27 protein-coding genes and 1 pseudogene are annotated in these 26,135 nt (G+C 59.7%); 14 read left to right on the top strand and 14 right to left on the bottom strand.

Features of this window, described 5'->3' with window-relative positions; genetic code table 11:
• Positions 1–38: 38 nt before the first annotated feature.
• The 3 genes from ABRP64_RS04785 to ABRP64_RS04775 form a co-directional block, all read right to left on the bottom strand.
• Positions 39–749, bottom strand: coding sequence for a GNAT family N-acetyltransferase (locus tag ABRP64_RS04785; RefSeq protein WP_349865636.1), 711 nt, complete (start codon positions 747–749; stop codon positions 39–41).
• Complete coding sequence (gene glp, locus ABRP64_RS04780; RefSeq protein WP_284783457.1) at positions 749–2,083, bottom strand: molybdotransferase-like divisome protein Glp; 1,335 nt, start codon at positions 2,081–2,083, stop codon at positions 749–751. Before glp ends, ABRP64_RS04785 begins: the two co-directional genes overlap by 1 nt.
• A gap of 75 nt (positions 2,084–2,158) precedes the next feature.
• Entirely contained in the window at positions 2,159–3,085 is a 927-nt protein-coding gene (locus ABRP64_RS04775; RefSeq protein ID WP_284770618.1) for a UTP--glucose-1-phosphate uridylyltransferase, read from the bottom strand.
• 68 nt (positions 3,086–3,153) lie between these two features.
• Here ABRP64_RS04775 and ABRP64_RS04770 point away from each other — a divergent pair, with 68 nt between their 5' ends.
• From ABRP64_RS04770 to mscL, 3 genes are all read left to right on the top strand, one after another.
• Positions 3,154–3,735: a 5-formyltetrahydrofolate cyclo-ligase gene (locus ABRP64_RS04770; RefSeq protein ID WP_284853816.1), complete on the top strand. Its 582-nt coding sequence runs from the start codon at positions 3,154–3,156 to the stop codon at positions 3,733–3,735.
• Positions 3,736–3,776: 41 nt separating this feature from the next.
• Positions 3,777–4,499: an SAF domain-containing protein gene (locus ABRP64_RS04765; protein WP_284853815.1), complete on the top strand. Its 723-nt coding sequence runs from the start codon at positions 3,777–3,779 to the stop codon at positions 4,497–4,499.
• Between the two features lie 155 nt (positions 4,500–4,654).
• Positions 4,655–5,152 carry a large-conductance mechanosensitive channel protein MscL gene (gene mscL / locus ABRP64_RS04760; protein ID WP_284851805.1) on the top strand — a complete coding sequence of 166 codons (498 nt, stop codon included), beginning with the start codon at positions 4,655–4,657 and terminating at the stop codon, positions 5,150–5,152.
• 111 nt (positions 5,153–5,263) lie between these two features.
• Here mscL and ABRP64_RS04755 read toward each other — a convergent pair whose 3' ends face one another.
• The 3 genes from ABRP64_RS04755 to ABRP64_RS04745 all read right to left on the bottom strand — a co-directional run bounded on the left by ABRP64_RS04755 (position 5,264) and on the right by ABRP64_RS04745 (position 7,695).
• Entirely contained in the window at positions 5,264–5,494 is a 231-nt protein-coding gene (locus ABRP64_RS04755; protein ID WP_284851804.1) for a hypothetical protein, read from the bottom strand.
• Positions 5,495–5,522: 28 nt separating this feature from the next.
• Entirely contained in the window at positions 5,523–6,131 is a 609-nt protein-coding gene (locus ABRP64_RS04750) for a MogA/MoaB family molybdenum cofactor biosynthesis protein (RefSeq protein WP_284851803.1), read from the bottom strand.
• A 61-nt stretch (positions 6,132–6,192) separates the two neighbouring features.
• Entirely contained in the window at positions 6,193–7,695 is a 1,503-nt protein-coding gene (locus ABRP64_RS04745) for a S1C family serine protease (RefSeq protein ID WP_349865632.1), read from the bottom strand.
• 315 nt (positions 7,696–8,010) lie between these two features.
• Here ABRP64_RS04745 and ABRP64_RS04740 point away from each other — a divergent pair.
• A pseudogene (locus tag ABRP64_RS04740) lies at positions 8,011–9,385 on the top strand (MFS transporter).
• Positions 9,386–9,558: 173 nt separating this feature from the next.
• On the opposite strand, the gene rpmF reads toward ABRP64_RS04740, so the two are convergent.
• Positions 9,559–9,732: a 50S ribosomal protein L32 gene (rpmF, locus tag ABRP64_RS04735; RefSeq protein WP_005279913.1), complete on the bottom strand. Its 174-nt coding sequence runs from the start codon at positions 9,730–9,732 to the stop codon at positions 9,559–9,561.
• A 15-nt stretch (positions 9,733–9,747) separates the two neighbouring features.
• Positions 9,748–10,017, bottom strand: coding sequence for a type B 50S ribosomal protein L31 (locus tag ABRP64_RS04730; RefSeq protein ID WP_005279912.1), 270 nt, complete (start codon positions 10,015–10,017; stop codon positions 9,748–9,750).
• Between the two features lie 516 nt (positions 10,018–10,533).
• On the opposite strand from ABRP64_RS04730, the gene rpmB reads away from it, so the two are divergent.
• The 6 genes from rpmB (at position 10,534) to ABRP64_RS04700 (ending at position 13,463) form a co-directional block, all read left to right on the top strand.
• Positions 10,534–10,770: a 50S ribosomal protein L28 gene (gene rpmB / locus ABRP64_RS04725; RefSeq protein WP_005279911.1), complete on the top strand. Its 237-nt coding sequence runs from the start codon at positions 10,534–10,536 to the stop codon at positions 10,768–10,770.
• 2 nt (positions 10,771–10,772) lie between these two features.
• Positions 10,773–10,937, top strand: a complete 165-nt coding sequence (gene rpmG / locus ABRP64_RS04720; protein ID WP_023025964.1) for a 50S ribosomal protein L33 — start codon at positions 10,773–10,775, stop codon at positions 10,935–10,937.
• 3 nt (positions 10,938–10,940) lie between these two features.
• Positions 10,941–11,246, top strand: coding sequence for a 30S ribosomal protein S14 (gene rpsN / locus ABRP64_RS04715; protein ID WP_005279906.1), 306 nt, complete (start codon positions 10,941–10,943; stop codon positions 11,244–11,246).
• A 15-nt stretch (positions 11,247–11,261) separates the two neighbouring features.
• Complete coding sequence (rpsR, locus tag ABRP64_RS04710; protein ID WP_005279904.1) at positions 11,262–11,516, top strand: 30S ribosomal protein S18; 255 nt, start codon at positions 11,262–11,264, stop codon at positions 11,514–11,516.
• A 332-nt stretch (positions 11,517–11,848) separates the two neighbouring features.
• Positions 11,849–12,631 (top strand): putative nucleotidyltransferase substrate binding domain-containing protein, encoded by a 783-nt coding sequence (locus ABRP64_RS04705; RefSeq protein ID WP_349865630.1) that lies wholly within the window; start codon positions 11,849–11,851, stop codon positions 12,629–12,631.
• Between the two features lie 112 nt (positions 12,632–12,743).
• Entirely contained in the window at positions 12,744–13,463 is a 720-nt protein-coding gene (locus tag ABRP64_RS04700) for a TetR/AcrR family transcriptional regulator (RefSeq protein WP_284851800.1), read from the top strand.
• A gap of 80 nt (positions 13,464–13,543) precedes the next feature.
• On the opposite strand, the gene ABRP64_RS04695 is transcribed toward ABRP64_RS04700, so the two are convergent.
• The 5 genes from ABRP64_RS04695 to ABRP64_RS04675 are packed head-to-tail and all read right to left on the bottom strand — an operon-like array spanning position 13,544 to position 19,178.
• On the bottom strand, positions 13,544–14,155 hold the full coding sequence (locus ABRP64_RS04695; protein WP_284851799.1) for a hypothetical protein: 612 nt from the start codon (positions 14,153–14,155) through the stop codon (positions 13,544–13,546).
• A gap of 32 nt (positions 14,156–14,187) precedes the next feature.
• The gene (locus tag ABRP64_RS04690; protein WP_284851798.1) at positions 14,188–15,168 is read right to left on the bottom strand and encodes a hypothetical protein; all 981 of its coding nucleotides are present in this window, start codon (positions 15,166–15,168) and stop codon (positions 14,188–14,190) included.
• Positions 15,169–15,199: 31 nt separating this feature from the next.
• The gene (purH, locus tag ABRP64_RS04685; RefSeq protein WP_349865627.1) at positions 15,200–16,732 is read right to left on the bottom strand and encodes a bifunctional phosphoribosylaminoimidazolecarboxamide formyltransferase/IMP cyclohydrolase; all 1,533 of its coding nucleotides are present in this window, start codon (positions 16,730–16,732) and stop codon (positions 15,200–15,202) included.
• 27 nt (positions 16,733–16,759) lie between these two features.
• Positions 16,760–17,368, bottom strand: a complete 609-nt coding sequence (gene purN / locus ABRP64_RS04680; RefSeq protein WP_349865652.1) for a phosphoribosylglycinamide formyltransferase — start codon at positions 17,366–17,368, stop codon at positions 16,760–16,762.
• A 22-nt stretch (positions 17,369–17,390) separates the two neighbouring features.
• Positions 17,391–19,178, bottom strand: a complete 1,788-nt coding sequence (locus ABRP64_RS04675; protein WP_284783441.1) for a cell division protein PerM — start codon at positions 19,176–19,178, stop codon at positions 17,391–17,393.
• A gap of 517 nt (positions 19,179–19,695) precedes the next feature.
• On the opposite strand from ABRP64_RS04675, the gene ABRP64_RS04670 reads away from it, so the two are divergent.
• From ABRP64_RS04670 to ABRP64_RS04655, 4 genes are all read left to right on the top strand, one after another.
• Entirely contained in the window at positions 19,696–20,451 is a 756-nt protein-coding gene (locus ABRP64_RS04670; protein WP_284770605.1) for a M23 family metallopeptidase, read from the top strand.
• Between the two features lie 247 nt (positions 20,452–20,698).
• Positions 20,699–21,574: a histidine-type phosphatase gene (locus ABRP64_RS04665; protein ID WP_349865626.1), complete on the top strand. Its 876-nt coding sequence runs from the start codon at positions 20,699–20,701 to the stop codon at positions 21,572–21,574.
• 15 nt (positions 21,575–21,589) lie between these two features.
• A complete protein-coding gene (locus tag ABRP64_RS04660; protein WP_349865624.1) occupies positions 21,590–22,339 on the top strand; it encodes a histidine-type phosphatase in 750 nt (249 codons plus the stop codon).
• 424 nt (positions 22,340–22,763) lie between these two features.
• On the top strand, positions 22,764–23,522 hold the full coding sequence (locus tag ABRP64_RS04655) for a M23 family metallopeptidase (protein WP_349865622.1): 759 nt from the start codon (positions 22,764–22,766) through the stop codon (positions 23,520–23,522).
• Here the strand turns inward: ABRP64_RS04655 and pcrA are convergent.
• Positions 23,519–26,050, bottom strand: a complete 2,532-nt coding sequence (gene pcrA, locus ABRP64_RS04650; RefSeq protein ID WP_284783438.1) for a DNA helicase PcrA — start codon at positions 26,048–26,050, stop codon at positions 23,519–23,521. The genes ABRP64_RS04655 and pcrA overlap by 4 nt on opposite strands.
• Positions 26,051–26,135 lie beyond the last annotated feature (85 nt).

Genomic DNA, 26,135 nt, shown 5'->3' with positions numbered 1-26,135 from the left:
AAAATTGAGAAAGCGTTACCCGGAATTAAGCATGCTTTTCACACCAAACGCCCAGCTTGGCGCAGCCGCTCAACCGCCGTGGAGGAATAGTCTTCCTTAACCAAGGCGACGAAGTGGTGATCCCGCCAAGCGCCATCGATATGCAGGTTGCGGCGCAAATACCCCTCGGAGCGAAATCCATTGGCCCCCAGCACGCGCCCGGAAGCGGGATTTTGCTCCAAGTAGGTGGCAGTCACCCGGTGCAGGCCTACCCGCCCAAAGGCGTGATCCACTCCCAAGGCGGTAGCCGCGGTGGCGACGCCGGCACCCTGCACGGCGGAATACACCCAATAGCCAATCCAACAGTCCCGGATGCTGCCATGCTGAATATTGCCAAGTGTTACCTGGCCGACGAATTTTCCCTCGAGCTCAATGGCCAAGGGGATCACCTGCGCATCGCGCGCGGAGTTGCGCAGAAAAATGAGGTAATTCCACCAGGCCTGCGAGTTGTGGGCTTGTGCCCAGGTGGTCGCTTGGGTAGGCTCCACCGGCCGGAGCAATGGTTCATCCTCAATGCGCTGGCGCCGCCACTCGGGACCATCCGAGCGCAGCAAGGGTCTCAGCCGCATTCGCCCGCCAGACGGCAGTGTCCCCGAGGAAGGAAGCTGCACCGTCGGCGTCGCCTCCGGCCAACCGGGGTGCAGGTCATCGGTGGGCCCGGTGACTGGATGGCGCAGCTTCGCTGCAGCGGTACCGAAAGGGTCGAGCATTAGCTGCGCTGGGTGAGGAATAAGACGTCGACAACATCGCCCGGGCGGATCTCGGTGACTTCCTCCGGCACGCGGATCATGGCATTAGCCTCTGACAGTCCGGCCAGAAGGTGCGCCGGCGCGCCGGTCGCACCGCCAAGACCCTCGACCAGGTAATCGGCGGTTTCGGCATCGCGCATCAAGCGGGCACGGATGAAACCACGGCGTCCGGGGCGGGAATCAATGTGGTTGAGCGCGCGGGCACGCACCACCCGGCGGTGGGCGTTGCGCTTGCCCAAGGCCAGGCGAATCAAGGGTCGAATATAGATTTCGAAAATAACCAGCGACGATACCGGGTTCGAGGGAAGGAGGAAGGTGGGGATGCGTTCATCTCCTACCAGTCCAAAGCCTTGCACGGATCCTGGGTGCATGGCCACGCGTGAGGTATCGATATCGCCGATTTCCGCCAAGATCTCGCGGATTTGCTCGGCGCCGGCGCCACCAACGGCACCGGTAATCACGAGGGCCTCGCTGCGCGTGATATGGGTTTCTAGCACTTCCCGGATGCGGCGGGGTTCGCCTTCGGCAATGCCTACGCGGACCACGTCCGCCCCCGCTTCTTTTGCGGCGGCGGCCAATGAGTAAGAGTTCACATCAAAGACTTGGCCCAGACCCGGTTCCTTGTCCACATCAACGAGCTCGCGGCCAAAGGACACGATGGTCACACGGGGTCGCGGATAGACCAGCACTTTAGAGCGACCCACCGCAGCCAGTAGGCCAATCTGCGCTGGGCCGAGGACGGTGCCAGACGATACGGCGACATCGCCGGGCTGGATATCATCGCCCACGCGGCGGACGAAGTCGCCCGAGCGCACCGTCCGGTGCGCCGTGATGCGCTTGCGTCCGCGGTCGGTCCACTCGAGGGGCAGGACGGCATCGGCAAGCGTGGGCAAGGGAGCACCCGTATAGACCCGCACGGCTTGCTTGGGCTGCAGGCGCAGCGGCTGCTTCGAACCGGCCGGAACCTCGCCCACGACGGGCAAGGAACGCTCGACCTCTGGCGGGGCGGGCTGCGTGGCGGCGTCATCGGCCTGCTCAGCCGACTCCTCCCCCTCGCTGCCGTCTTGATCCTGATTCTTCGGGCGCCGGACCTTCAGCCCGCGCTCGCCGCCGATATCAACGGCGCGTACCGCATAACCATCGATGGCCGCCTGGGGAAAGCCCGGTAAGGGCTGATTGGCCTGCACCTGCTCGGCGCACATTAACCCCAGCGCATTAGAAATGCTCATCCGCACCGGCTCCGGGGTCGTCGCCGCATCAGTAACCAGCGCCAACTGGTCATCAACTGAACGCATACGGTCTCTGCCCGCCCTTTCTTCTTGCCCTCTTACCTTGCTTCCCTCAACGCACGTGCGCGCGGTGCAAGGTAATTAGTTAAGGCCTTGTTCCGCCTCGAAATCGGACATGATTTGTTTAATAGCTTTATACAGCGCTGGGCCGTATTTTTCATCGCGCAGGCCAAAGTCCACGTTGGCTGGGATATAGCCACCGGGGTTGCCCAAATCGTGGCGCTTGCCCTCATGGACTACCACGTGGACGGGCTCGCCTTCTTCAATGAGCAGCTCGATGGCATCGGTAAGCTGCAATTCCCCGCCCTTGCCCGGTTCGATCCGGCGCAGCGCATCAAAGATCTTGCGGTCCAAAAGGTAGCGCCCCGTAGCAACCAGGTTGGACGGTGCGTCCTCTGGGTCCGGCTTTTCTACCATGCCGACGACCTTTTTCACACCCGGCGCGTCAGTATCTTCTACGTCAAAAACGCCGTAGTTAAACGTCTGCTCTTGTGGTACTGCAAACGCGCACAGCACGCTGCCGCCAAGCTCAGCACGAACGCGCGCCATATCTGCCATGACGGTAGCCGGCAGCACGATGTCATCCGGCAGCATGACGGCAAAAGAGTCCTCGTCCTCTGCCAGGACTTCTTCCGCCAGCCCCACGGCATGGCCCAAGCCCAAGGGCTTTTCTTGCTCTACCGCGATGGGCTCAATGAGCTGGTGGGCACGGTTGACCTTGGCCACCTGCTCATCCTTGCCGCGGGAATCTAAGGTTTCTACCAGATCCGGAAATTCCGCAAAATGGCGCATTACTTCTTGCTTTTCGGGTGCGGTAATGACCGCAAGGCGGCGCGCGCCCACAGAGGCTGCCTCCTCAGCAATCAATTCGATGCCGGGAGTATCCACAACGGGCAGCAATTCTTTGGGGACGGTTTTCGTGGCGGGCAGAAAGCGGGTGCCCATGCCAGCCGCAGGAACTACAACCGTGGTGATTCCGGTGGCGGAATCTTCGAGTTCATTAGCCATGGATCTTAGGGTACAACGGCGCACTATTTTCCTGTGTAGCGCTACGCCACGGACGCTATTATTTATTTATGCCTTCTTCCAGCGATATCAAAGCTCAACTGCGCACCCGCCTGCTTCGCGCGCGCCGCAACCTCACCGACGATAAGCGCGCGGAATGGACCACTGCCCTGCGCGAGCAGTTAGAACCCGAGCTTGCCGGCGTATCGAGCGTCGCTGCCTATTGGCCGTTGGGCTCAGAGCCAGGCGGGGCGGATTTCATCCCGTGGCTTTCCCGCCGCGTTGACCGCGTATTATTGCCCATCACCTGCGGCAACGGCGTCTTGAACTGGGCAGAATACAAGGGCCCGCACAGCATGCAGCCCGGCCAGTTGGGCATTTCTGAGCCGGCCGGCCCGCGTTTTGATAGCCGCGTGCTGTGCGGTTGCGATCTGATTTTGGCCCCAGCCATGGCCATCGATGCCGCCGGAAACCGCCTGGGCAAAGGCGGCGGGTACTATGACCGCGCGCTTTCCATGGTGCCGCGCAACCACCCCGCGGTACTCGCCATGGTCTACCCCACCGAGTTCCTTGACTCTATCCCAGCCGGGTCGCACGATCGCCGCGTCGAGGCCGTGGTTACCGCCGCAGGAATCCACCGCTTTTCTTCCTAAACCGAGGGAACCGCGCAGGCGGTAGCGCAGTCCAATTATGCATGGCTCATTCTCCGTCCCCGCGAATCTCTCAATTCCTTCGCACCCTGCGCACCCCTGGCCACCGCCGCGGCGTGCTCGTGCGCCGCGCCATCGCACTGGTCCTGCTCATTGCCGCACTGGTTTCCGCGATTTCCAGGGCGAAGGAACTGCCGCAGGTGCTGGTCTTTAGCCACGATCTGCCCGCCGGTGCGGAGCTTTCCGCCTCCGATGTCTCCCTCGAGCGCCTGCCTTCTTCTTCCATTCCTAGCAGCGCGCTTGCCGATGCCCCCTCCGATCTCGCCGGCCGCATCATCACCGCCGCCGCGGGCAGGGGTGAGGTGGTCACCAGCCAGAGACTCCTAGGCCAAGAGTTGGTGTCTAGCCTCGTCACGGAATCGGGGTCTGCCGGTTCTAAGGAAGGAAGTTCCGGCCGCATGATCCCTGTAAAACTTGCCGATCCTGACATCATTCCCCACCTGCAGCACGGCGATACCGTCGATATCGTCACGGCAAGCGATGCCACCGATTCCCAGCCCGCGACCGCCCGCGTCATCGCCTCCGGCGCCCGGGTGGTCTCCACCACCACTGCGGAGGGCGAGGTTTCTTCTGCCACCGTCTTGCTCGCACTTCCTAATGAGCATGCCAATGACGTAGCCGCTGCCTCATTGAACCAACCGCTGACCGTGGTCATCGTGGGCGATCGCGCTCAGCCTCAAGCCGTTGATGCAGATGCCTCACCATAAATGCCTGCACAAAGGTTGACCACTGCATCCGTCAAGTGAGTTGTGGCATTCACGTGTCCGTCAAGTTGTGAGTACTTTTAGCTTGAACTAAACTTCCCGCTTGCTCAAGGTTCACACCCATCCTTATCTATCCCCAGAAAGGTCCGTTTTCTCCCATGCTCAAGGGCTTTAAAGACTTCATTATGCGCGGCAACGTCGTCGAACTTGCCACCGCAGTCATCATCGGTTCCGCATTCACGGCGATCGTCACTTCCGTGACGGATTCCATCATTCAACCGATCATCAACTCCTTCGGCTCCGCCGAGGTCGATGGTTTAGGCTTCCAGATCACCGATAATAAGTCCACCTTCGTGGACTTTGGCGCCGTCATTACCGCCGCGATTAACTTTCTGATCATCGCCGCAGTGGTCTACTTCCTCATCGTGATGCCTCTCAACAAGCTCACTGAAGCATCCAAGCGCCGCCAAGGTGTGGACCCAGAGGCCCCGACACCAACCTCGGAAGAACTCTTGGCAGAAATCCGCGATCTCTTGCAGGCCCAGAACGCGGGAGCTGTCTCCGCCGCAGATAAGGCACTTGGGGATGCCACTGCGGTCGAGGACACCGATGGCTCCACTGCTTCTGAGGGCAAGCACAGCCGCCACGACGACTAATTCTTGCTAAGAAGCAGTTAAGCCCGTGTCCACCTTCGCAATGAAGGAGGCCACGGGCTTTTGTAATGACTGCTTGAGCATTTTTGGCTCGCGACAAGGATAAGCAGACTATTAGCCGTGGTGCGGCGGCTGGTTTTCGCGGTAAAATTCTTCGCCGCGCTCGGCTGGCTGAGCGCCATCGCCTTCCGCTGCGGCATCCTCGAGAGTGACGATGCGCTGGGCATCGGTGCCTTCCCCACTAGCTAAGTCCTGCCCTACCGGGCGATCCGCGCTGCGGTCATATTCCGGCGCATCTGATCGCCGGAATACGCGCCTGCGCTGTCGGCGTGGTTGCGAGGTCATGGCAGTATCTCCACCCCTTTCCTTCGCGTTATTGCACGCTGGATTCTTGCAGTTGATCCACGAGGTGGTGGACCAGTGGGGTCAACGTGGCCATGCCGTCGCGCACGGCAGCGCGCGACGGCGCAAGGTTGACCACGACGGTGGAACCAGAAACGCCCGAAATTCCGCGGGATGCGCACGCATCGACCGCGCCGCAAGCCTGACCAGAAGAGCGCAAGGCTTGGGCCACGCCCGGCACCATCTTGTCGATGACCCCAGTGGTAGCTTCCGGCGTCTTATCGCGCGGGCCCACTCCGGTACCGCCGACGGTGAGTACGAGATCTACACCGCCGACGACGCCAGTTTCAATGGCCTGCCGGATCTTGGATTTCTTCGAGCGCACAACTACCGAACCATCGATGCGGAAATCCGCCTCTGCCAAAAGCTCAGTAACCAGTTTGGAGGTACTATCTGAATTTTCGCCGGGGTGATCCGTGACGATCACAACGAGTGCGCGGCGCGGCGCCGCCAACCGGTCCTCTTTCTCACTGGCCAAGAGGTAGGCATCATCCGGCTCCGCCACATCCTGCAAAGCGTCTGTGGAAGCCGAATCCTCCAAACTGGTGGAGTCGGTCAAGTCGTGCTGGGAGTCTGCCATTTTTCTCCTTCAAAGAAACATCGGGGGCGCAATGCGGACACGGCGCGGGCTGCATTTTAATCTACTCGCCTGTCAGGGTTACCTCTACCTGACGAGTATCATCCGAATTTCCATCGGATACTTCCAAGGTGACGGTCGCACCGAAGTCCTGGGAACGCGCGGCTGCGATAAGCGCATCGGCGTTTTCAATCAGCCGGTCATTGACGCGGGTGACGATATCGCCCTGCTTCAAACCTGCTTGATCCGCTGGTCCCCCTGGCTCGACCTCTGCAATGCGCGCGCCATTTCCGTCATCGCGCGCCAGGACCTTAACCCCCAAGGTGGGGTGGGTTACGTGGCCTTTATTGATGAGCTCATCAGCCATGCGCTTGGCAAAGTTGGAAGGAATGGCAAACCCGAGGCCGATAGATCCGCCCTCACCCGAGGTTTTATCGGACAACGACGCAATCATCGAGTTCATACCAACGATATTGCCCTCCATGTCCACCAAGGGACCACCGGAATTGCCGGGGTTGACGGCGGCGTCGGTCTGGATGGCATCGATAAGCGAGGACTCGCCACCCTGCTGAGACGCGCGCACCGGGCGGTTCTTCGCGGATACGATGCCGGAGGTCACCGTGGCATTAAGCCCGAGGGGCGAGCCGACGGCGACTACCTCTTGGCCAACCGCTACCGCATCCGAGTCACCGAATTGGAGGTGTGGCAAGTCGTGCACGTCCTTGATCTTGATGATGGCAACATCCGTATTGGCATCGGAAGCCACGAGATCGGCTTCGTGCTTGCTGCCATCGTTCAAGGTCACCTGCATAATGCCGCCCTGCTCTGCACCGGCGATGACGTGGTGGTTGGTCAACACATAACCATCAGAAGAAATGATGGAACCGGAACCTTCCGCAGCCGAGGTCCGAGTAGCGGTCTGAATGGATACCACGGCCGGCAAAACCTTGGCAGAAACCGCTTCCACCGAGCCTTCCTCCGGCTCCTTGCCCATGCTGTTGGCGGCCGGTTTACTATTGAGCGCCTCATTGACCACGGACGTGCCGCTGCTGGATTGATTCTTTCCCACGACCACGCCGGTAATGGAGCCTACAGCGATTGCCGCTACCGCAGCGATTGCCATCGCGGCACCCAGCCCGATCTTCTTTTCCTGCTTTGGCTGCGGCGGCAATGGCGTTACCCCAGGCACGGGCAGCTGGCCGGGTTGATTATTCGCAGGCCCCTGCTGGGAATACTCGCCTTGCTGGGTAGCGAAGCTAGAAGTTTCATGCTGCCCGTGGGTAGCACCCGGCTGAGCGCCGCCAAAGAGGCGATTGCTGGGCGGGGTGTGCTGCGCGTGCTGCGGCGCCTCGTTACCGTGTGGGGAGGCTTGTGCCTCCTGCTCGTTGATGCGCGGCTGGTTCCAGCCTTGGGAATAGGTTCCGTTGGAATACGCGGATCCAGTATCCTGTTGCCCTCCGCGCGGCTGGTTATACGGCGCCTGCCCATTGTTCGCGCCGTTGGGTTCCTGCGGGACACCGTGCGACTGACCATTATTGCCGCGGTTGTCATCATTCCTCATGTTCATAGGAACACTATGCCTCGCTTCACTTAGTCACAACTTAAACTACTCTGCCAACCTACTAGAAGTTCCTGTGAAGTTACTGTAGGCAATAAGCTGGTCAAACTCACCACACCTGTCGCCTCCCCTGCGTTCGCACTCGACTCCACCATCACCCCGTTAGACATCCTCCCACCCCGCGGCGCACCGCTGTGAACAGAATCACCGAAGAATAAAATCGATCCATAGTTATGTTAGCGCACTTTTATATTTAACTTAAGGTTAGCCTTACTTTAACCTTAAGTTCAATCTTTTTCATCTTTCCAACCCAAGGAGTATGCAGTGCTGACATGGCTCAAATCTCCCCGCCCACGCCCTCAATTACCTAAAGAGGACGTTGATAAGAAATTCCCCCGGCCTTCGTTTCCAAGTCTTCATGGGAATCTTCCTGGGTTACGCGGGCTTTTACCTCATCCGCAACAACATCTCCACGATCGCGCCGCTGCTGCTGGAAGATAACGGGAGCATCGACAAGCCTGCAATCGGCATCATTAGTAACGCCGTGTTGATTTCTTATGGCTTATCCAAATTCTTTTCCGCCATACTCGCGGACCAGTCCAATGCGCGTTACTTCCTGCCCATCGGACTGAGTCTATCCGCACTGATGAACCTGATAGTCGGCTTCGTCCCGTGGGTCTCAGCATCCGTCGGCGTCTTTGCCACCGTCATGTTCCTCAATGGTTGGTTCCAAGGCATGGGGCACCCACCATGCGGCCGCGTCATCGTGCAATGGTTCTCCACATCCGAGCGCGGTTGGAAAGGATCGCTGTGGAATACCTCGCACAATGTGGGCGCAGGCGTACTACCGCTGCTGGTAGGCGTCGGCTTGGCAATGACCGGCAATCAATGGCAGGTAGCCTTTTGGCTCCCCGCCGTCGCGGCGCTGATCATCGCAGCCTTAGCCTTCCTGCTCATTCGCGATAATCCGCCTTCAGAAGGACTGCCGACGGTCGATGAATGGCGCGATGATCCTGCCAAGGTTGCAGACATCAAGCGGCAAGAAGGCGATGGAATTTCTACCAAGGACCTGATTTTCAAATACGTCCTGCGCAACCGCATCATTGTGCTCCTGGCCATTGCCAATGTATTTGTTTACGCACTGCGCTACGGCGTGCTCAACTGGATTACGACGTACCTCGCCGAAGTCCACCACATGAACATCAATTCCGGTTTGATCGCCTTCGGCGCCTTCGAGCTCGCAGGCCTCCTGGGCACCATTCTCTGCGGTTGGATGTCCGATAAGCTCTTCCACGGCAACCGCTCTAAGGTCATCTTGATCTTTATCTTGGCTACGGGCTTGTCCATCGCCGGCTACTGGCTGGCACCAGTGGGCACCCCGTTCGCGGTTATGGTTACCTTCATCGCACTCATCGGTGCCTTCATCTACGGTCCGGTTGGCCTCATCGGTTTGCAGGCCCTCGACCTCTCCCCGCGCAATGTGGCAAGTACCGCTTCCGGTTTTACGGGACTTTTCGGCTACCTGCTCGGTGCCACGCTCGCCTCGACCGGTGTGGGCTACCTGGTCAAGTACGCCGGTTGGAATGTCACCTTCATGGTCTTCCTGCTCTTTACCATCCTCGTTTTGGCCATCTTCCTCTTTATTAATAAGGAAGAAGTCCGCCTCACCGAGGAGCGCAAGGCCGCCCTCGAGGCATAGGCCTTCGGCTTAGGAGAACGCACTGTGGCTGCGCGTTCCCCGCACCACCTGCCGCCCACCCCGGGCCTGCAGGTGCTTTTTGATGCCCCCTAGAATCTAAGCGGGTCTAAAACATCGCAACCCCCTCGCAGTCACTAATAAGCAACCGGGAGGGGGCGAGGATGAAAGCAGGCTTAGAACTGCTCTACGTCAACCAGGCCGAGCTTAGCGGCCTTGACCAGACGGCGCGGGATGCGCACGGTCTGACCGTCAATGGTGACTTCCTGGAGGGCGACGTTGTCAGCCTTCCACTGGGAACGACGTGCGTGGGTATTCGCACGGGACTTCTTAAACTTAGGAGTTGCCATTTTCTCTTCTTCTCCTTACGCGTTCTTCTTCTTGCGGCGAGCCATAGCACCGAAGCGCTGGTTGAAGCGCTCGACACGGCCAGCGGTATCCATAACGCGCTGTGCACCAGTCCAGAACGGGTGGGACTCAGCAGTAACGTCAACGACGATGAGCGGGTACTCGTTGCCGTCTTCCCACTCAACGGTGCGAGAAGAGGTAGCGGTGGACTTGGTCAAAAAGGAGTGACCGGTACCAGCATCACGGAAGACCACTGGGTGGTAATCCGGGTGGATGTCTTTCTTCATATATATTCCCTCAGGGTTGGACTACGGGTCGGTTCCGCACACTGGATTGCTATGCCGGTACGGATCGTGCCCGAGTTGGGATGTACAGTTACAGCTCGCCCGGCGCCACAAAGCGCGCCGGCCGATAACCTGAATTATCCTACATTCCACGGCCATATATACGAAATTGCTCGCCTGTGGCAACCACAGTCGCCACAGGCACACATATGCGCCCCTTTCGTTATAGTAAGGCCTCATACCTCCCCAATGCTTTGGGCGCTGTCGCTTGATCATCGGCAGAAAGCCGACACCTTTATACGTAGGGGCATCGCAGCAGCGATTAGGTATATCGCGAGTAAGGCTGTAAGATTTGCTCTTGCTGTTGTCAAAACATACGTATTACGCCCCGTCTACTGGTTTTTGACGACGATGCCGCACCTGCTCACACCTCACTTTTTGAGCACTGCCACCCTCACACGGCAGTCGGCACGTAGTCGTTTATAGCCACGATGTGGGCGGCTAGGAGAAAGAAGACCCATGTCGGCTATTTGCCAGGTAACGGGCCGCAAGCCGGAATTCGGCAAGCAGGTCTCGCACTCGCACCGCCGCACTTCGCGCCGTTGGAACCCCAACGTGCAGCGTCGTCGCTACTACCTGCCCTCTGAGGGCCGTACCATTACTCTGAATGTTTCCACCAAGGGTATGAAGATCATTGACCGCGACGGCATCGAGTCCGTTGTTGCCAAGATCCGCGCACGTGGGGAGAAGATTTAAGTATGGCACGTAACGATATTCGCCCAATCATCAAGCTGAAGTCCACTGCGGGCACCGGTTACACCTACGTGACCCGTAAGAACAAGCGCAATAACCCGGATCGCATCTCCCTGAAGAAGTTCGATCCGATCGCCCGCAAGCACGTCGAATTCCGCGAGGAGCGATAATTCATGGCTAAGAAGTCCAAGATCGCTAAGAACGAGCAGCGCAAGGAAATCGTCGCCCGCTACGCGGAGCGTCGCGCTGAGCTCAAGAAGATCATCAAGAACCCGAACACCCCGGATGAGGAGCGTTTGGAGGCTCAGTTCGAGCTGAACCGCCAGCCTCGTGACGCTTCCCCAGCCCGCGTTCGTAACCGCGACGCAGCCGATGGCCGCCCACGCGGTTACCTCCGCAAGTTCGGCCTGTCCCGTGTCCGTATGCGCGGCATGGCTCACCGTGGTGAGCTGCCGGGCGTTCGCAAGTCCAGCTGGTAAAGGGGTAATTGCACAATGGCTAATAAGCGCAATAACCAAAAGAAGTTCCGTATGGAGCAGAGCCGTCGCCCGAAGAAGAACCCTTTGAAGGCTGAGGGCATTGAGAAGGTGGACTACAAGGACACCAAGACTCTGCGTCTATTCATCTCGGATCGCCACAAGATCCGTTCCCGTCGCGTCACCGGCTTGACCCCGCAGCAGCAGCGTCAGGTTGCTACCGCAGTCAAGAACGCACGCGAAATGGCTCTCCTGCCGTTCACCACCCGCTAAACAGTAGCTGGGTATCAACAGCGCACTTTTGCCGCTGGCAAGTGTGACACGGTAAAAGATCCATAAACTTTCGCCGCTCCGCCTTTCGAGGTGAGGCGGCGAAAGTCGTTTTAGAGGTCTAGTTTCGCGCTACACCGCAAGCGCCACACCCTCGTTCCAGCACCAGCAGGAAAGCTCCGCCACGGACGCCCAGAGTTCCGGACACGGCGTACCCGCCGCACGCTCCCCCGAGCGCTACTGCGATATCGCATAAGTGTTACATTTATAGCAATCCTGCGCCGCACAATTTTTAGATGCGCACCGCTTTGCAATGAGTGAAAGGCAGTGACTGTATGGGCCTGCATCAATCCCTTCTCGATCTTTCGGAGCTTGCTCCCCATTGCCAGTCCCGGGCAACTGCTCGCGGCTTATTGGCAGAGGCGCAAGATGTCTTACGCAATGCGGTAGCACACCAAGACGATGAGATTGAATTAGCAAACTGGTTTTCGCGGCTGCTGACGGACATCGTGCGCGCACCAGGCGTGGACGCGGATATCCGGTTGACCGGCGCGGCGGCGCGCGGGGATCAGCTTCCCAGCATGCCCATCGAGTGGATGGGAGAAGACAGCGACTTGGAGTCCGTCTTTCGCGATGTGGGTCTAGAGGCGCACCAAGCAGCCGATTCCATGGCAGCGCGCGTCGATGCCGGTCTGCCTTTAGGCCGCGGCGGCGAGCAGGCTTTGCTGGAGGAGGCGTTGTCCCAGCGTCCGCCGTTGCTTCAGCGCGTCGGCGGTTTGCCCGATCGCAGCGCGGCCGTGGACATTAAGTCCATGTTGTTGTCCCCCATCGCCGCCATTGCACGGTGGGCGGCACCGAGCCCGCGCCCCACGGTCGATCGCCTTGCCATTGGCCAAGAGCGCGGGATGCTCACCGCGGAGGACGCAGAGACCTTGGATCTTGCGTGGCGCACAGGGTATTCGGTAGAAATGCGGCGCTGGTTCGACAACGTGCACGGCCGCGAATCCACGCTGCAGGATCTCCCGCCGCTGGAGCGCACGGCTTATGGCACGGCCTGCCGCATGGTATCTGCGACCTTCGAGTCCATCTCCCAACGCACCGCGGATGGCGCACATTAGAATCGCCACAAAGTTTTTGTGGCTACGCATGCGGTCCGCGCCGGCGGGCTGCAGGGCTGTAGAGTTGTTGAGTAAAAGCATTTTCTGCTGAGAGAAAGGAGGCGTCCGCCGCATGTCAGGAAACGTCGGTAGGCCGCGTAAACATAGCCCCCGCCGCAGAGGCAATAGCGCCCGGGAAGAGATTTTGGACGCCTCCTCAGAGTTATTTACCACCCAGGGCTTTGCCACGACGTCGACCCACCAGATCGCGGACGCGGTGGGCATCCGGCAGGCATCGCTGTACTACCACTTTCCCTCCAAGACGGAGATTTTCCTCGCGCTGCTAAATTCCACCATTGAGCCCTCGCTGGAGTTAGCCGATGAGCTGGTGGATTCTGATGCCGAGCCCGAGCAGCGCCTGTGGTCGTTGGTCGCCGCGGAATCGCGCCTGTTGCTCACCAGCGGTTGGAACGTCGGCCGGTTGTACCAGTTGCCGGTGGCCAATTCGCCGGAGTTTTCGGAGTATCACAGCTCCCGCGAGCGGCTGCAGAACCACTTCCGCACCACCGCCGCTGCCATTGTGGGCGATGCGGATCCCCGCATCGAGTTGCCCTTCCACATCGCGCTGTCGGTCATCGAGATGCGCCCCAATAACGGCACGCCTCCTTATGCCGCGGCCCAGTCGGTTCCGGAGACTGCCGCCATGCTTGCCGATGCCGCCCTTGCCGTCCTCGGCGCCAACGTCCCCGAGGACGCCGAGGCCATGACGCTTGAGCTGCTAAAGAACCGCAATGACTCGATTTCTGCGGCTGCGGCGGCAGCGGCGGACCGCAATAAGAAACAGTCCCGTTAACCTCGTTATGGCGCGTTAACCTCTCCCATGAGGTTAACGCTAACCATTTCCTTGTGGCGTCGTTAACCACTTACCAGTGGTTAACGTTGCCAGGATTGAGTAAAGTCCGCGGTGGCGGCCAGTCCGCCGCCTTCGCGCACGCTAATCCCGCTGGGGGTTACAACGATGGTCGATGGTGTGGCATCCACGTAGTAATTGCCGCCGTCTTGGCCAATGATTGACCCAGTAAATTCGCCACCAAAGATGGTCGAGCGGTACGTCAGGACGTTTCCCTGATTTTCACAGATAATGGCCCTGCCGTCTGGGCCTTTGCCGGCAAAGACGACGCGTTCATAACGGTGGCAATTGGCATAAGTATTGGTATCGGTCCAGCCGTATTCACCCAAGCCGTCGATGAGTTCATTTCCGCCGCCATTATTGTTTTTTGGTGGCTGTGCCTGCTCCTGTTCGGTCTCGGTCACCGTGACCACCGGTGGATCTTTCTCCTGGGTTTCCGGGGATTTGGTCGTCGAAGTTGCCTCTGCGGCAGTATCCGTCGTGCTTTCGACGGTGGTCATGCCGCCATCGCCGGAAAAGTCGGGTTGATCCCCATCCGAGCCAGTGCTGCAGGCGCTTAAAACAATGCCCGCGGTCGCTACCGCGCCGAGGTGCAATCCCCAACGCAAACGTGGAGTTAAATGAAAGTGCGGCATGATAAGTCCTTTCTCACAAGCCAGGGATGGAGCTAACAAGCTGGGGTGGGCCAAGCAACGTCGGCCTTGGAGAGATCGAGCGCCATGCCCGAAAGTAATGGTTGGGCGGAGGCGTACTGACCATCCGGGGCCGAGGCGATGAGTGCTACCGCCACCTCGCGGCCGCCGATGGTGGCAAGACCCATCTGCCGCACATCATAGCCGCCGGCGGTATCTGGGCCCCAGCCACCTTTGAGGGCGGCACCCTCTAGGTTGCGCAGGCCATAGCTTTGTGCGGGGTCGGGCGTAGACATCGCGGTGAGGATGGGTTCGGCACCGTTGACGCAGCGCAGCTTTGCCATGAACGCGGCCTGGTCGCCCACGCTCCACTGCGTTTGCCCGAAGGCGCTGAATTCCGGGCGGGTGACCTGGCTTTGGACCTGCGTGGTGGTATCGCCGGCCTCGCCAAGCACTTGTTGCACGGCCTGGGCGGCTTGTGCGCCGCCGCCCAGCGCGTCCCAGGCGGATTGAGCCGCCTCATTATTGGAATAGGTAATCGCAGACGTCACCACGTCGGGGCCGATGAGCCCTGCGCGATGGGCCGCGATGAGCACCGGCACCTTGGAGGTGGACCAGGCGGTTTCGGGCGCGGTGCGCCCGGCGGCAACGGTAGTGGTGCCATCCGATACCGCGATGCCTACATTCCCGTAGTTGGCGGCGATGCGGTCGAGCTCGCGCTGCAGGTCACCAGCCACAGCCGGCCCGCCATCTTCGGCAGCTTTCGCGGCATCGGATTGGGCATCAGCCGGCGCAGCCTCATCCTGCGCTGCGGCATCGCGAGGGCTATCCGCCGTATCCGCCGCGCTCTCTGTAGAGCGCGGCGTCGTCTGCTTGGCGATGCCCGGCTCTGATTCCGTCTCCTGCTCGCCCTGCCCGCACGCGCTAAGACACAGCGCCCCGGCCAAAAGTAGGCCACCAAACGCCATGCGTCTCGGTGCAGTACGCCTTGGTGCGGTGCGTGTTGGTGCGAGCATGGCCGGGATCCTTAGGTTTCAGGCGCTATCGCTAGTGAGCGAAGTGGCGCGTTCCAGTGAGATACATCGTAACACCAGCGGCCTTAGCTGCCTCGATAACTTCTTCATCGCGGATGGAGCCGCCGGGCTGGACAACGGCTTTGACGCCGGCATCGAGAAGCACCTGCAAGCCATCGGCGAAGGGGAAGAAAGCATCGGAGGCGGCGAAGGAGCCTTGGGTGCGGTTGGTGGCATCGGCAAGCGTATTGGCGCGCTCGACCGCAAGCTTGGCGGAATCCACGCGGTTGACCTGGCCCATGCCCACGCCCACGGTCGCGTTGTCCTTGGCCAGCAGAATCGCATTGGACTTGACCGCGCGCACCGTGCGCCAGGCGAATTCGAGCTGAGCCAAGTCCTCGTCGCTTAGGGCTTCGCCCGCTGCTAGGGTCCAGTTTTCGGGCTTATCGCCCTCGGCCTGGTAGGTATCCGGTTCTTGGCGCAGCACGCCGCCGGAGATGTACTTGCGCTCCTCGCCCTGTGCTTCTGGCTCGGCCAAAAGCACGCGCAGGTTTTTCTTGGACTGCAGAATCTCCAGCGCCTTTTCCTCATAGGCGGGTGCGACGATGACCTCGGTAAAAATACCCTTGACCTGCTCGGCCATCTCCTCGCTAACCTCGCGGTTGACGGCGATGACGCCGCCGAATGCGGACATCGGGTCGCAGGCATGCGCCGCTCGGTGGGCCGTAGCGATGGACTCGTCCGATACGGCGATGCCGCACGGGTTGGTGTGCTTGATAATAGCCACGCAGGGGCGCTCATGATCCCAGGCCGCGCGCCAGGCAGCATCGGCGTCCTGGTAGTTGTTGTAGCTCATCTCTTTGCCGTTGAGCTGCTTGGCATTGGCCAAGCCCTTGGTGCCAATCCGGGTGACGGTGGCGGCCTGGTGGGAGTTCTCGCCGTAGCGCAGCGAGGTGGTCTCCTCGCCGTCGCTGAGCTGGTCCACGAACCACGCGGAGACCACCGCATCATAATTAGCGGTGTGAAGGAAGGCATCGCGGGCGAGACCACGGCGCTGGTCAAGGCTAAAGCCCCCCTCTTCAACGGCCTGGGTTACCTCGCCATAGCGCGCCGGATCCACGACCACGGCAACGGACGGGTGATTCTTGGCCGCCGCGCGCACCATGGAAGGTCCACCGATGTCGATCTGCTCCACGCAGCCATCGAAGTCCGCGCCGGAGGCTACGGTTTCCTGGAAGGGGTACAGGTTGACCACGACGAGCTGGAAGGGCTCTACCTCAAGCTCGTTGAGCTGCGCCAGGTGGTCTTCCTTGCGAGTATCGGCCAGGATCCCGGCGTGCACGCGCGGGTGGAGCGTCTTGACGCGGCCTTCCAGGCACTCGGGGAAGCCGGTGAGCTTTTCAACCGGAGTGACCTCGATTCCCAGGTCTGCAATCTTCTTGGCGGTGGAGCCGGTAGAGACGATCTTTACGCCTGCCTTATCAAGTGCGCGGGCCAGATCCTCCAGCCCCGTCTTGTCGTACACGCTAATGAGTGCGCGCTTTACCTGCTTGCGGTCTTCGCTCATGAGGAGGATTAAGCCTTTCGAAAAGTCTTAGTCTGCGAGTTGAATAAAAAGTTCCTCGCCGCGGGGCTGCGCCGCGCGCAGCACATCGACGATGAGTTCGCGCTCTACCTTTTTAATGCGTTCGTGGAGGCTGGCCTCATCATCGTCTGCCCGCACGGCCACCGGCCGCTGTGCAATGATGGAACCGGTATCCACGCCCGCGTCCACGAAATGGACGGTAGAACCTGTGACCTTCACGCCATACTCCAACGCATCGCGCACCCCGTGCGCGCCCTTAAACGCAGGCAATAACGCCGGGTGGGTATTGATGGTGCGGCCTTCGAAGCGGCGGAGGAACCCCTCCCCCAAAATCTTCATAAAGCCTGCAGAAACAACAATGTCTGGCTGCGCAGCAGCTACTGCATCAGCCAGACATGTATTCCATTCGGCACGGTCGGCGCCCATTTCCACGATCTCAGTATCGATATCGCGTTCTCGGGCGCGGTCAATACCTCGACACGGCTTATCCGCTACCACCTTCACCACACGGTAGTGCTCATCTTGGGCATCCAAGATGGCTTGCAAAAGCGAGCCCGTCCCAGAAACAAGCACGACAACTCGTAGACGGTCAGTAGCATCAGTAGCGCGTGGTGGCATCGGTGAAGTCACGCGCTATAGCCTAGTCCCTCTTCCCGCTTTCAGTAGAATCTGCCGCTTCCGATTGGGGTGCTTCGCCGCCTTCTACCGCACCAGCGCCGTGCTCGTCTGCGTCCTCTTCCACGATCTCACCTTCCAGGATCTCGGGGTCTTCAGCTGCTTCGTGCTCGCTGCTTTCCGATGCCCCCTCTTTCCCACCATCGCCCGCGGCGTCCTCCGCATCAGCGCCGTCGTCGCCGTCTTCGACGACCTCCCCTTCGATGACCTCGTCCTCGGCGGTGTCTGCGGTGTCCGTGGATTCTGCGGCAGCGTCATCGTAGTCGGCTGCGTCGTCCGCGTCATTCGCCGCTGACTCGGAGTCCTCACCGTCACTCGATTCCGATTCGTCCTCGTCCTTGTCCGTGTCGCTCTCGCCCACATCGGCATCAGCATCGTCGCCATCAGCCTCATCGGCCTCGGCCTTGTCTGCATCAGGCTGCTCTGCATCAGCGGTGTTCTCGGAAGCGGTATCTTCTGCAGACTCTGCAGCGTCTTCTGAATCCTCTTCGGCGGACTCCGCCGCCGAAGACTCCACCTCGGCTGCGCGGGCGTCGCGCCAGTTCATGAGCGCAAAGGCCGCCGCGACGGCCAAGCCCACCAGGGCGATCCACAGCGCGGCGAGGCCGGCAGCGGTCCACAGGTGCGGGCCAGTGTGGCCGTAGTAGCCCAGCGTGCCGCTGACGAGGTAGCACGCGAAGAACATGATGACCGCGGTAGCCACTGTGGCTGCGAGCGCCTTCTGGAAGGATGGGCGCTTCTTATACAAGGACAGCGTCGCGGCGATGAGGGGAACCACCATGAACACAACCGCCCACCCCGGCGAGGAAGCCGGGATGCCACCAGTAATCGGTAGCGGTGGCAGCGGAACAAGGTGTGTACTAAAGAGGCTTACCTGTGCCTCCCCTGCCGAAAACTCCGAGCCCACCAGCACTGCCCCGGTACTGACGATGGCATTGGGGATATACAGCAGGCTCAACAAAATAAGGGTGAAAATGCCCAGCCCAGAGATGGACGGATATTCATCCATCATCTCCCCTTGGCGCGAGAAGTTGACGATGAAAACGAGCACGAAGACTACCGCCGCACCAATGGCGAGGTAGGCAAGGTAGCGCAGGGCGATAAGGGCGGCATCGACAAGCAGCGGCGGGGCGTCATAACGCTTGGCCAAGGCACGCCACAGGCGGGCGCCCATGCCAGCCGCCATCGCGGCCAAGTGCACGACGATAACCCGGGCCAGCGCGGCAGCAAGGTTGGGCGGGGACACATCGAAGACCTTGCCGGCATCCCACAACATCACCCAAGCAATGCAGGTCAACACCACGGGAACGCCCACCACGCAAGCGACAAGTATCGCCAGGTCCTTCACGCTGACTTTGTGTTTCACCGCGGCGCGCACGCGCACCGCCACCACCGTGGCGAGGATGAGGGCGGGCAAGGCTGGGAGGAACGACAGGTCCACCCCGGCCGCGGATACCGGCGCGAGGTTAAAGACCATCCAGGCTTCCGCCACAATGGTGGGCAACCACGCGAGCGGTGAGCCGAAAAGCAAGAGCGCACCGAAAGCGAGCGCCACAATAATAAGGACGACAATAATATTCGGCAGCGCCGCCGACATGAATAATTGGCGAATGCGCCCGGCCTTCGTCAGCGGAGCCGGCGTGCGACGGGCCTTCGCCTTCGACCCGGCTTTGCGGGCGACGCGTTCTGCAGAATTATGTGGCTTCTGCGTCGCGGTGGCGTGGGGTGCACGAGGGGCGCGCTCTGTCTGCACTGTCCGGCCCCGCGCCTGGCTACGCGGGCGGGGCGTTGACCGAGATTGGGGGCTGGTGTTTTTGTTCATCGGCGTCCACTTTGCCACCTTTTCCGCGCGGTAGCGGGGTGGCGCGACGAGGCACCTCCAAAATCACCGTGGACTTCTTCAGTAACTACTGTAGACATATATATAAGGAATGAAGTTTTCCCCCTTATCCCCCACTGGTCACAGTAATTTCATGCGGGGGCGCTTCCACAACCGGCACCTAAGGTGCACTATTACAGACTCGGGGCTACCGCGGGGGCTTGGCTTTAAGAGATCTATATCGCACCATGCGTAAAATTCTCCAGAAGTTGCCTGCATGTAGGCTTATTCCAGATCGGCCCGAGAAAAAATCAACTTTTGGCTTGCTGTTATCTTTTTGAGACGCTACTGTTACATCTCGTTGGTAACAAGAAGGTCACAATCTCGTAACTACCCCAGAGACGATGTAACGCTCTTTTTGAAGATTGTGAAAGATACGAAAGAAGATTTAATGCGAAGCAAAGTTCAGCGTGGCGCCGGCCGCCATCGCAAGATTGTCACCTCGCAGACCACCAAGGGTCGTATCGCTGTCATGACCGTTGCAGCCGGTGCCGTATCCACCGCCGGCGTAGGCGGCGCAGCTGCCGCTAACGTTGAGTCCGACAACACTGCAACTACCACCACCAAGACGCAGTCTGTTGACTACAAGCTTGCCGCTGATACTTCCGAGGTTAACAACGCCCCAGCAGGCTCCTCCGATGCTGCACCGCAGATCCTCAACGTTGCTGAGGCAAAGCCGGTCACCAACTTGGTGGACCAGCTGAGCAAGTCCATCCAGGCTTCCGCTGACCGCGCCGCCGAGGACCTTGCCGCTCGCGCCCCCTCCATTGCCCGCCCCGCTGAAGGCGCCTTCACCTCCGGCTTCGGGCCGCGCTGGGGTTCGTTCCACGCCGGCGTTGACATCGCCAACGCCATTGGAACCCCCATCTTCTCCATCATGGACGGCACCGTTATCGATTCCGGCCCTGCCTCCGGCTACGGCCAGTGGATCCGCATCCTCCACGATGACGGCACCATGACCGTCTATGGCCACATGCAGACCCTCGACGTTGCCGTGGGCGAGCACGTGCGTGCCGGCCAGAAGATCGCCGGTATGGGCTCCATGGGCTTCTCCACCGGTTCTCACCTCCACTTCGAGGTTCACCCGAACTCCGGTGACGCCGTTGACCCACAGGCATGGCTGGCCGAGCGAGGCATCCAGCTCTAAGAGCCTTCTTCCCTTCTTGTTAAAGCGCCGCAGACATCCTCTGCGGCGCTTTTGCTATACCTACTGTCTCATCCACCTCCGCTCGCTCGCAGCAGCAGAATTCAATCCCAATTCGCGGATGCGTCGCACACTCCGCCGAGAGCCGAAAAGTATTCCCGCAATTTACCTACATGCCATGTGATTGCAAGATGCGGCCCTTAAGCTGTCAGCTGTCTTTTTATCCAGCTCTCCAGCAAGGAATACTCATATGCGTACACGCACTCTCTCCCTCATCACTGCCCTGAGCTGTACCCTCGCGCCCGCACCAGCTCTAGCTTCCGAAGGCGCCACCTACTACTCCACCAAGCAGCATTACCAGCCACAGGGATCAAGCTACGCCGAAGCCCCCAGTGGGTTTCACCAGATTTACACCTCAACGGTAGATCGCCACGGATCCCGCGGCCTATCAAGCTTTAAATACGATGACCTCGCGCAGCAGATGCTGGAGTATGCCCAACAACGCGATCAGCTTACCGAGCTCGGTACAAAGCTCATCCCGCAAGTAGAGGCCATGATAGCGGTAAACCGAGAGCTATCCGGTGGCCCTGGCCAAGAAGCCGGTTATGGAAACCTGACGGAAGTGGGACGAGAAGAGCTCAGGGGCATCGGCAAGCGCAATGCACAGCGCAATGCGGAGCTACTGGGATCGATTGCCGCCGAGGACCTCAAGGTGAGCTTCACTTCCTCTGGAGAGGACCGCGCCAATGACTCTGGGTGGAACTTCGGGGAAGGTCTACTGGAACAGTCCCCTTCACTGGCCACACACTTGGACGATGACACGAAAGATGGCCACGTTAATATCGCCGCACGCCCTGACCTGATGTACGCACACAAGGATAAAAACGCTGCATCCTATCAGCGCTATACAGAGTGGAAGGACTCTCAGGCTTTACAGGAAAAAGTACAACAGGCCTACGCCAAGCCAGAGTCGCAGCAGGCTGCACGCAGCTTGCTGGCTAAGATTTTTACGCCAGAATTTATCAACGGTTTAGCAGATGGCTCCGTTCGCTTTTCCGCCCGAGAAAAGGACGATAAATCCGTTGAGGGCATCGTTGACGCCGCCTTGCAGTTCTACAACCTCTAAATCATCGCTCCAGCTTTGGAGCACGAGGAAAAGGCCCCGGCGGAGGGGTGGATCTTTGATGAGTACATGGACGATAACAGCGGACCAACCTTTGCGTACCTGCTTGACGTAGAAGACTTCTATGAGAAAGGCCCGGCTATCCAGGGCCAGACGATTGCCTACGACAACTATGAACCACTGCTTGAGGAGATGATTAGAAACGTTCAGGACCGCGCTGCTGGCGGCGACGTGGCGGCCAATTATCGCTTCGGCCACGCCGAGACCATCATCCCGCTGGCTGCCCTACTGAAGCTGCCTGGTTCCGAACAAGGTGTCCCAGAGGATGATTTATACAGCTGGGATAACTCCGCATGGCGTGGTGATACCGTCTCCCCGATGGGCGCGAATATTCAATGGGACGCATTCCAAAATGATCGCGGAGAGACCCTTGTGCGGATGCTCCACAACGAAAAGGAAATCCCGTTCCACGATGGCTGTGAGCCTATTGCCGCTGACTCAACGTTTTATACTATCGAGGAGCTCGCCGATTGCTTACCCTTAGGCTCCACCTCAGATCACTCTCAAGCCCACCTCATGGATGCTGAAGACGCTGCAGATCACCAACTACCGGTTGCTGATTCCCTCTCTTCCAAGCCGCAGTTCTGGGGGATCATCGGTGTCATTGCGGGCGCACTGGCCATCGGTATAGGAATCGGTGCGGTCAACGCTTTCGGCCCACAAATTCAACAACAACTGCACAAATTTGGTAGCCAGCTCCCCTTCTAACGCCCTTAGGAATGACCCTGCCCGACAGGGACCCCAAGACGCTTTCAGCCGAGTCCAGTACAGGGCCTTGTCGCAGGTAAATGGCAGTTTTCCGGCTCGACACCGACAAGCCCATCCCAGCACCCCCGCCAGCTACCCCCAGAGCTTAAACCAGTACTTCAAACCCGCAACTTTGGCCACTTTCGTAACACGCGCAACAAGCTGGCATGTTCGAAACTTTTCGAATAATCGTGGTTTCTACCAGCATTTTTCCAGATTGCGCGGTACCCATGGGCAGGCTAACTTTTAACTCGTTGCCACAAGCGAGCACCAAATGGGGTATTTCCATTCCCTCGGCGTGTCGCACAGGGCAGTTGAAAGACGCGAAACCTTCAAGGTTTGCGCGCCTCGAGACCATGCACAGCCATGAAAAGGACTTAAACTTATGAAGCGCATGAACCGCGCACGCAGGAATGTAGCGCTAAGCATCATCACGCTTGGCACCGTTTTTGCTACCGACACCTCCGCTTTTGCTGCTGATCCAGTGGCCAGCGTGGACGTTTCCAATGGCTCCTCTGAGCCGCAAGCCACCAACGTTGATAACGCAGGCGTGATCGACGCCGCCGTCGGCCTCGCAAATACCGCCGTTGGTGTACTCAACGGCGATGCGGTCCCGGAATTTAGCCAGAATGAATCCGGCGGAGTCAACATCGTCTTGGACCCCTCCTCCGTTCCAGGCCTGCGGGAAGCCTTCGCTCCCGAGGGAGACCGCTCCGGGCTGACCCCTGAGCGTGGCAAGGACGCCGCTGGCAATACGGTGGTCTTTCCCACCTCCGGCACCTTGACCTCGGGTTTCGGTATGCGCTGGGGCGCGATGCACAACGGCATCGACGTCGCTAACCCAGTCGGAACCCCGATCTACTCCGTCATGGACGGCACAGTCATTAACTCCGGTCCAGCACAAGGCTTTGGCAACTGGATTCGCATCCAGCACGTCGATGGCAGCATCTCTGTCTACGGCCACATGCCCGCCAACTCGCTGCGCGTCAATGTGGGAGACCACGTTTCTGCCGGCGACCACATCGCGGACATCGGCAATGAGGGCCGCTCCACCGGCCCGCACCTGCACTTCGAAATCCACCCAGGCGGCGGCGCAGCCGTTGACCCAGTGGGCTGGTTCGACGAGCGCGGGATTTCGGTCTAGAGCTTTTCCATCGGCACACCGCCGATGAGCATGAGCCGCACCTTGCCAGAGGAACCGAAGTCCACGGTCACCGTGGCGCGGGCGCCGGAACCGGCCGTTTCAATCACGGTTCCAAGCCCGTACTTCGCGTGATTGACGCGGTCTCCTACAGCAAGGTTGAGGTTCTTATTCTTCGGCATGGAATTAGCTGCAGGCTGGCGAGTGCGTTGCGAAGGGGAAGACGTAGCGCGCTGGCCAAACCCAGCACCCCCACCGCCGGAATAGCCGCCGCTAGAACCGCGGCGATAGCTCCGGCCATATTGATAGTCATCGGCTCCCCAGTAACCGGTGAGATCACTATCAGAATCCTCTCGCCGCCAGTCGATGAGATCCTCTGGGATCTCGGCGAGGAAGCGACTGGCGGGATTGGTTACCGGATTGCCCCACGCAGAGCGCAAGATGGCGCGCGTGAGGTACAACTTTTCGCGGGCGCGAGTAATGCCCACGTAGGCCAGGCGGCGCTCTTCGCTTAATTCCTTCGGGTTACCCAGCGAGCGCATGTGCGGGAATTGGCCGTCCTCCCAGCCTGCGACAAAGACGACGGGAAACTCCAAGCCCTTGGCCGTATGCAGGGTCATCATGGTCACTACCCCGGTCTCAGAATCCGGAATCTGATCCGCATCCGCAACTAGGGAGACCTTCTCCAAAAAGGCTTGCAACGAGCCCGGCGCGGCTTCGCCTTCTTCTAATAGCTCATTGGGTTCGACGGCATCCGCACCAGCAGCGGCCAACTGGTTGGCAGCCTCCGAGGTAAATTCGCGGGCTACGGACACCAGCTCATTGAGGTTATCGAGGCGCGCGCCGTCCTGCGGATCATTGGAGTTTTCTAGCTCCGCCTTATAACCGGTGGCATCCAGGATTGCGGTGAGCAGTTCGCCCAAATCGGGCTGGCCGGTCACCTCATCGCGCATGCCTGGGATTTGTGCGCGGATTCCATCCATCATGTCGTTGAATTTGGTAACGGCATTAACGGCGCGGGTGCCGAGGCCGGGGACGTCGCCCCGGGGGACATCGGCAAGCGCCTTGCCAAAGCTTATCCCCTGGTTTTCCGCGTGCAGGGCAATCTGGCCCTGGGCCTTATCGCCGATGGCGCGCTTGGGGACGTTGATGATGCGGCGCAGGCTCACCGTATCGTCGGGGTTATCCATAATGCGCAGGTAGGCCACCATATCGCGGATTTCGCGGCGTTCGTAAAAGCGCGTTCCGCCAACGACCTTGTAGGGAATGCCGGAACGAATGAAGATATCCTCCAGCGCACGGGAGGCATTATTGGTCCGGTACATCACGGCGATATCGGAGTAGCTGTGGCCCTTATCCGCCAGCGCATCAATCTCCGCGGCGATAAAGCGGGCTTCATCGTGCTCATTATCCGCCACATACCCCACGATGGATTCGCCATCGCCGTGCGCGGTCCACAGGTTTTTCTCCCGCCGGTTCTCATTTTTCGCAATCACGGCATTGGCCGCGTTCAAAATGGTCTGCGTGGAGCGGTAGTTCTGCTCCAATAAAATGGTGTGTGCCTGCGGGTAATCGCGCTCGAATTCCTCGATATTGCGGATAGTGGCGCCGCGGAAGGCGTAAATGGACTGATCGGAATCACCCACTACGCACAGCTCTGGGGCATCGGGGCCCAGCTCGCCCTTGCCCACCAACGCTGCAACCAGCGCGTACTGGGCGTGGTTGGTGTCCTGGTACTCATCAATCAGCACGTGCTTAAACCGGCGGCGATAAAACTCCACCACCTGGCGGTGCTCGGTGAAAATGCGCACTACTTCCCCGATGAGGTCATCAAAGTCCACCGCATTGGCCGCGCGCAGGCGGCGCTGGTACTCGACGTAGACATCCGCCACGGTTGTCTCAAACGGATTCTTGGTCTGCTGCGCCTTTTCTGCCGCCTCAGCCGGGCCCACGAGCTCGTTCTTATGGTTGGAGATCTGGTTCGCCAGCACGCGCGGGGTGTATTTCTTCAGATCCAGCTGCATGTCCTTGGCAATCATGGATAAAAGCCGGCGGGCATCGTCGCCATCATAAATGGTGAAGTTGGTATTTAGTCCAGGTACAAGCTGCGCGTTCTGGCGCAGGATGCGCACGCAGATGGAGTGGAAGGTGGACACCCACATGCGCTCGGCCACCGGACCTACCAGAGAGCCCACGCGCTCTTTCATCTCCGCGGCGGCCTTATTGGTAAAGGTAATGGCGAGGATTTCCCACGGGTTAACCCCGCGATGGCGCATAAGGTACGCGATGCGGCGAGTCAGCACCGCGGTCTTACCGGAACCCGCACCGGCGACGATCAGCAGGGGCCTGCCGGTGTGGGTAACCGCCTCTAATTGCTGCGGGTTCAATCCTTGGGTTAAAGGATCGGATTCCGCGGGCCTGGGCGTGCTACCAAAGGGATTCTGGCTAGGGGCAAAGCCGCCACGGGAGGTAGTGCCAGATGCGGGTTCGCGCGGGGTGGAAGAAGGGCTAAATGGAGAGTTATTCGTCATAATGCCTACCAACCTACTAGCCCCACCGGACATGGCCCGTATTTGCGGCGTACACAGCGTTTTCTAAATACCTAACCGAGTGGCA

The sequence above is a fragment of the Corynebacterium sp. KPL4015 genome (genome assembly GCF_040225725.1).
Lineage (GTDB): Bacteria > Actinomycetota > Actinomycetes > Mycobacteriales > Mycobacteriaceae > Corynebacterium > Corynebacterium rhinophilum.
Note: the sequence above shows the minus strand (reverse complement) of the source record. Positions and strands in the feature narration are given on the sequence as shown.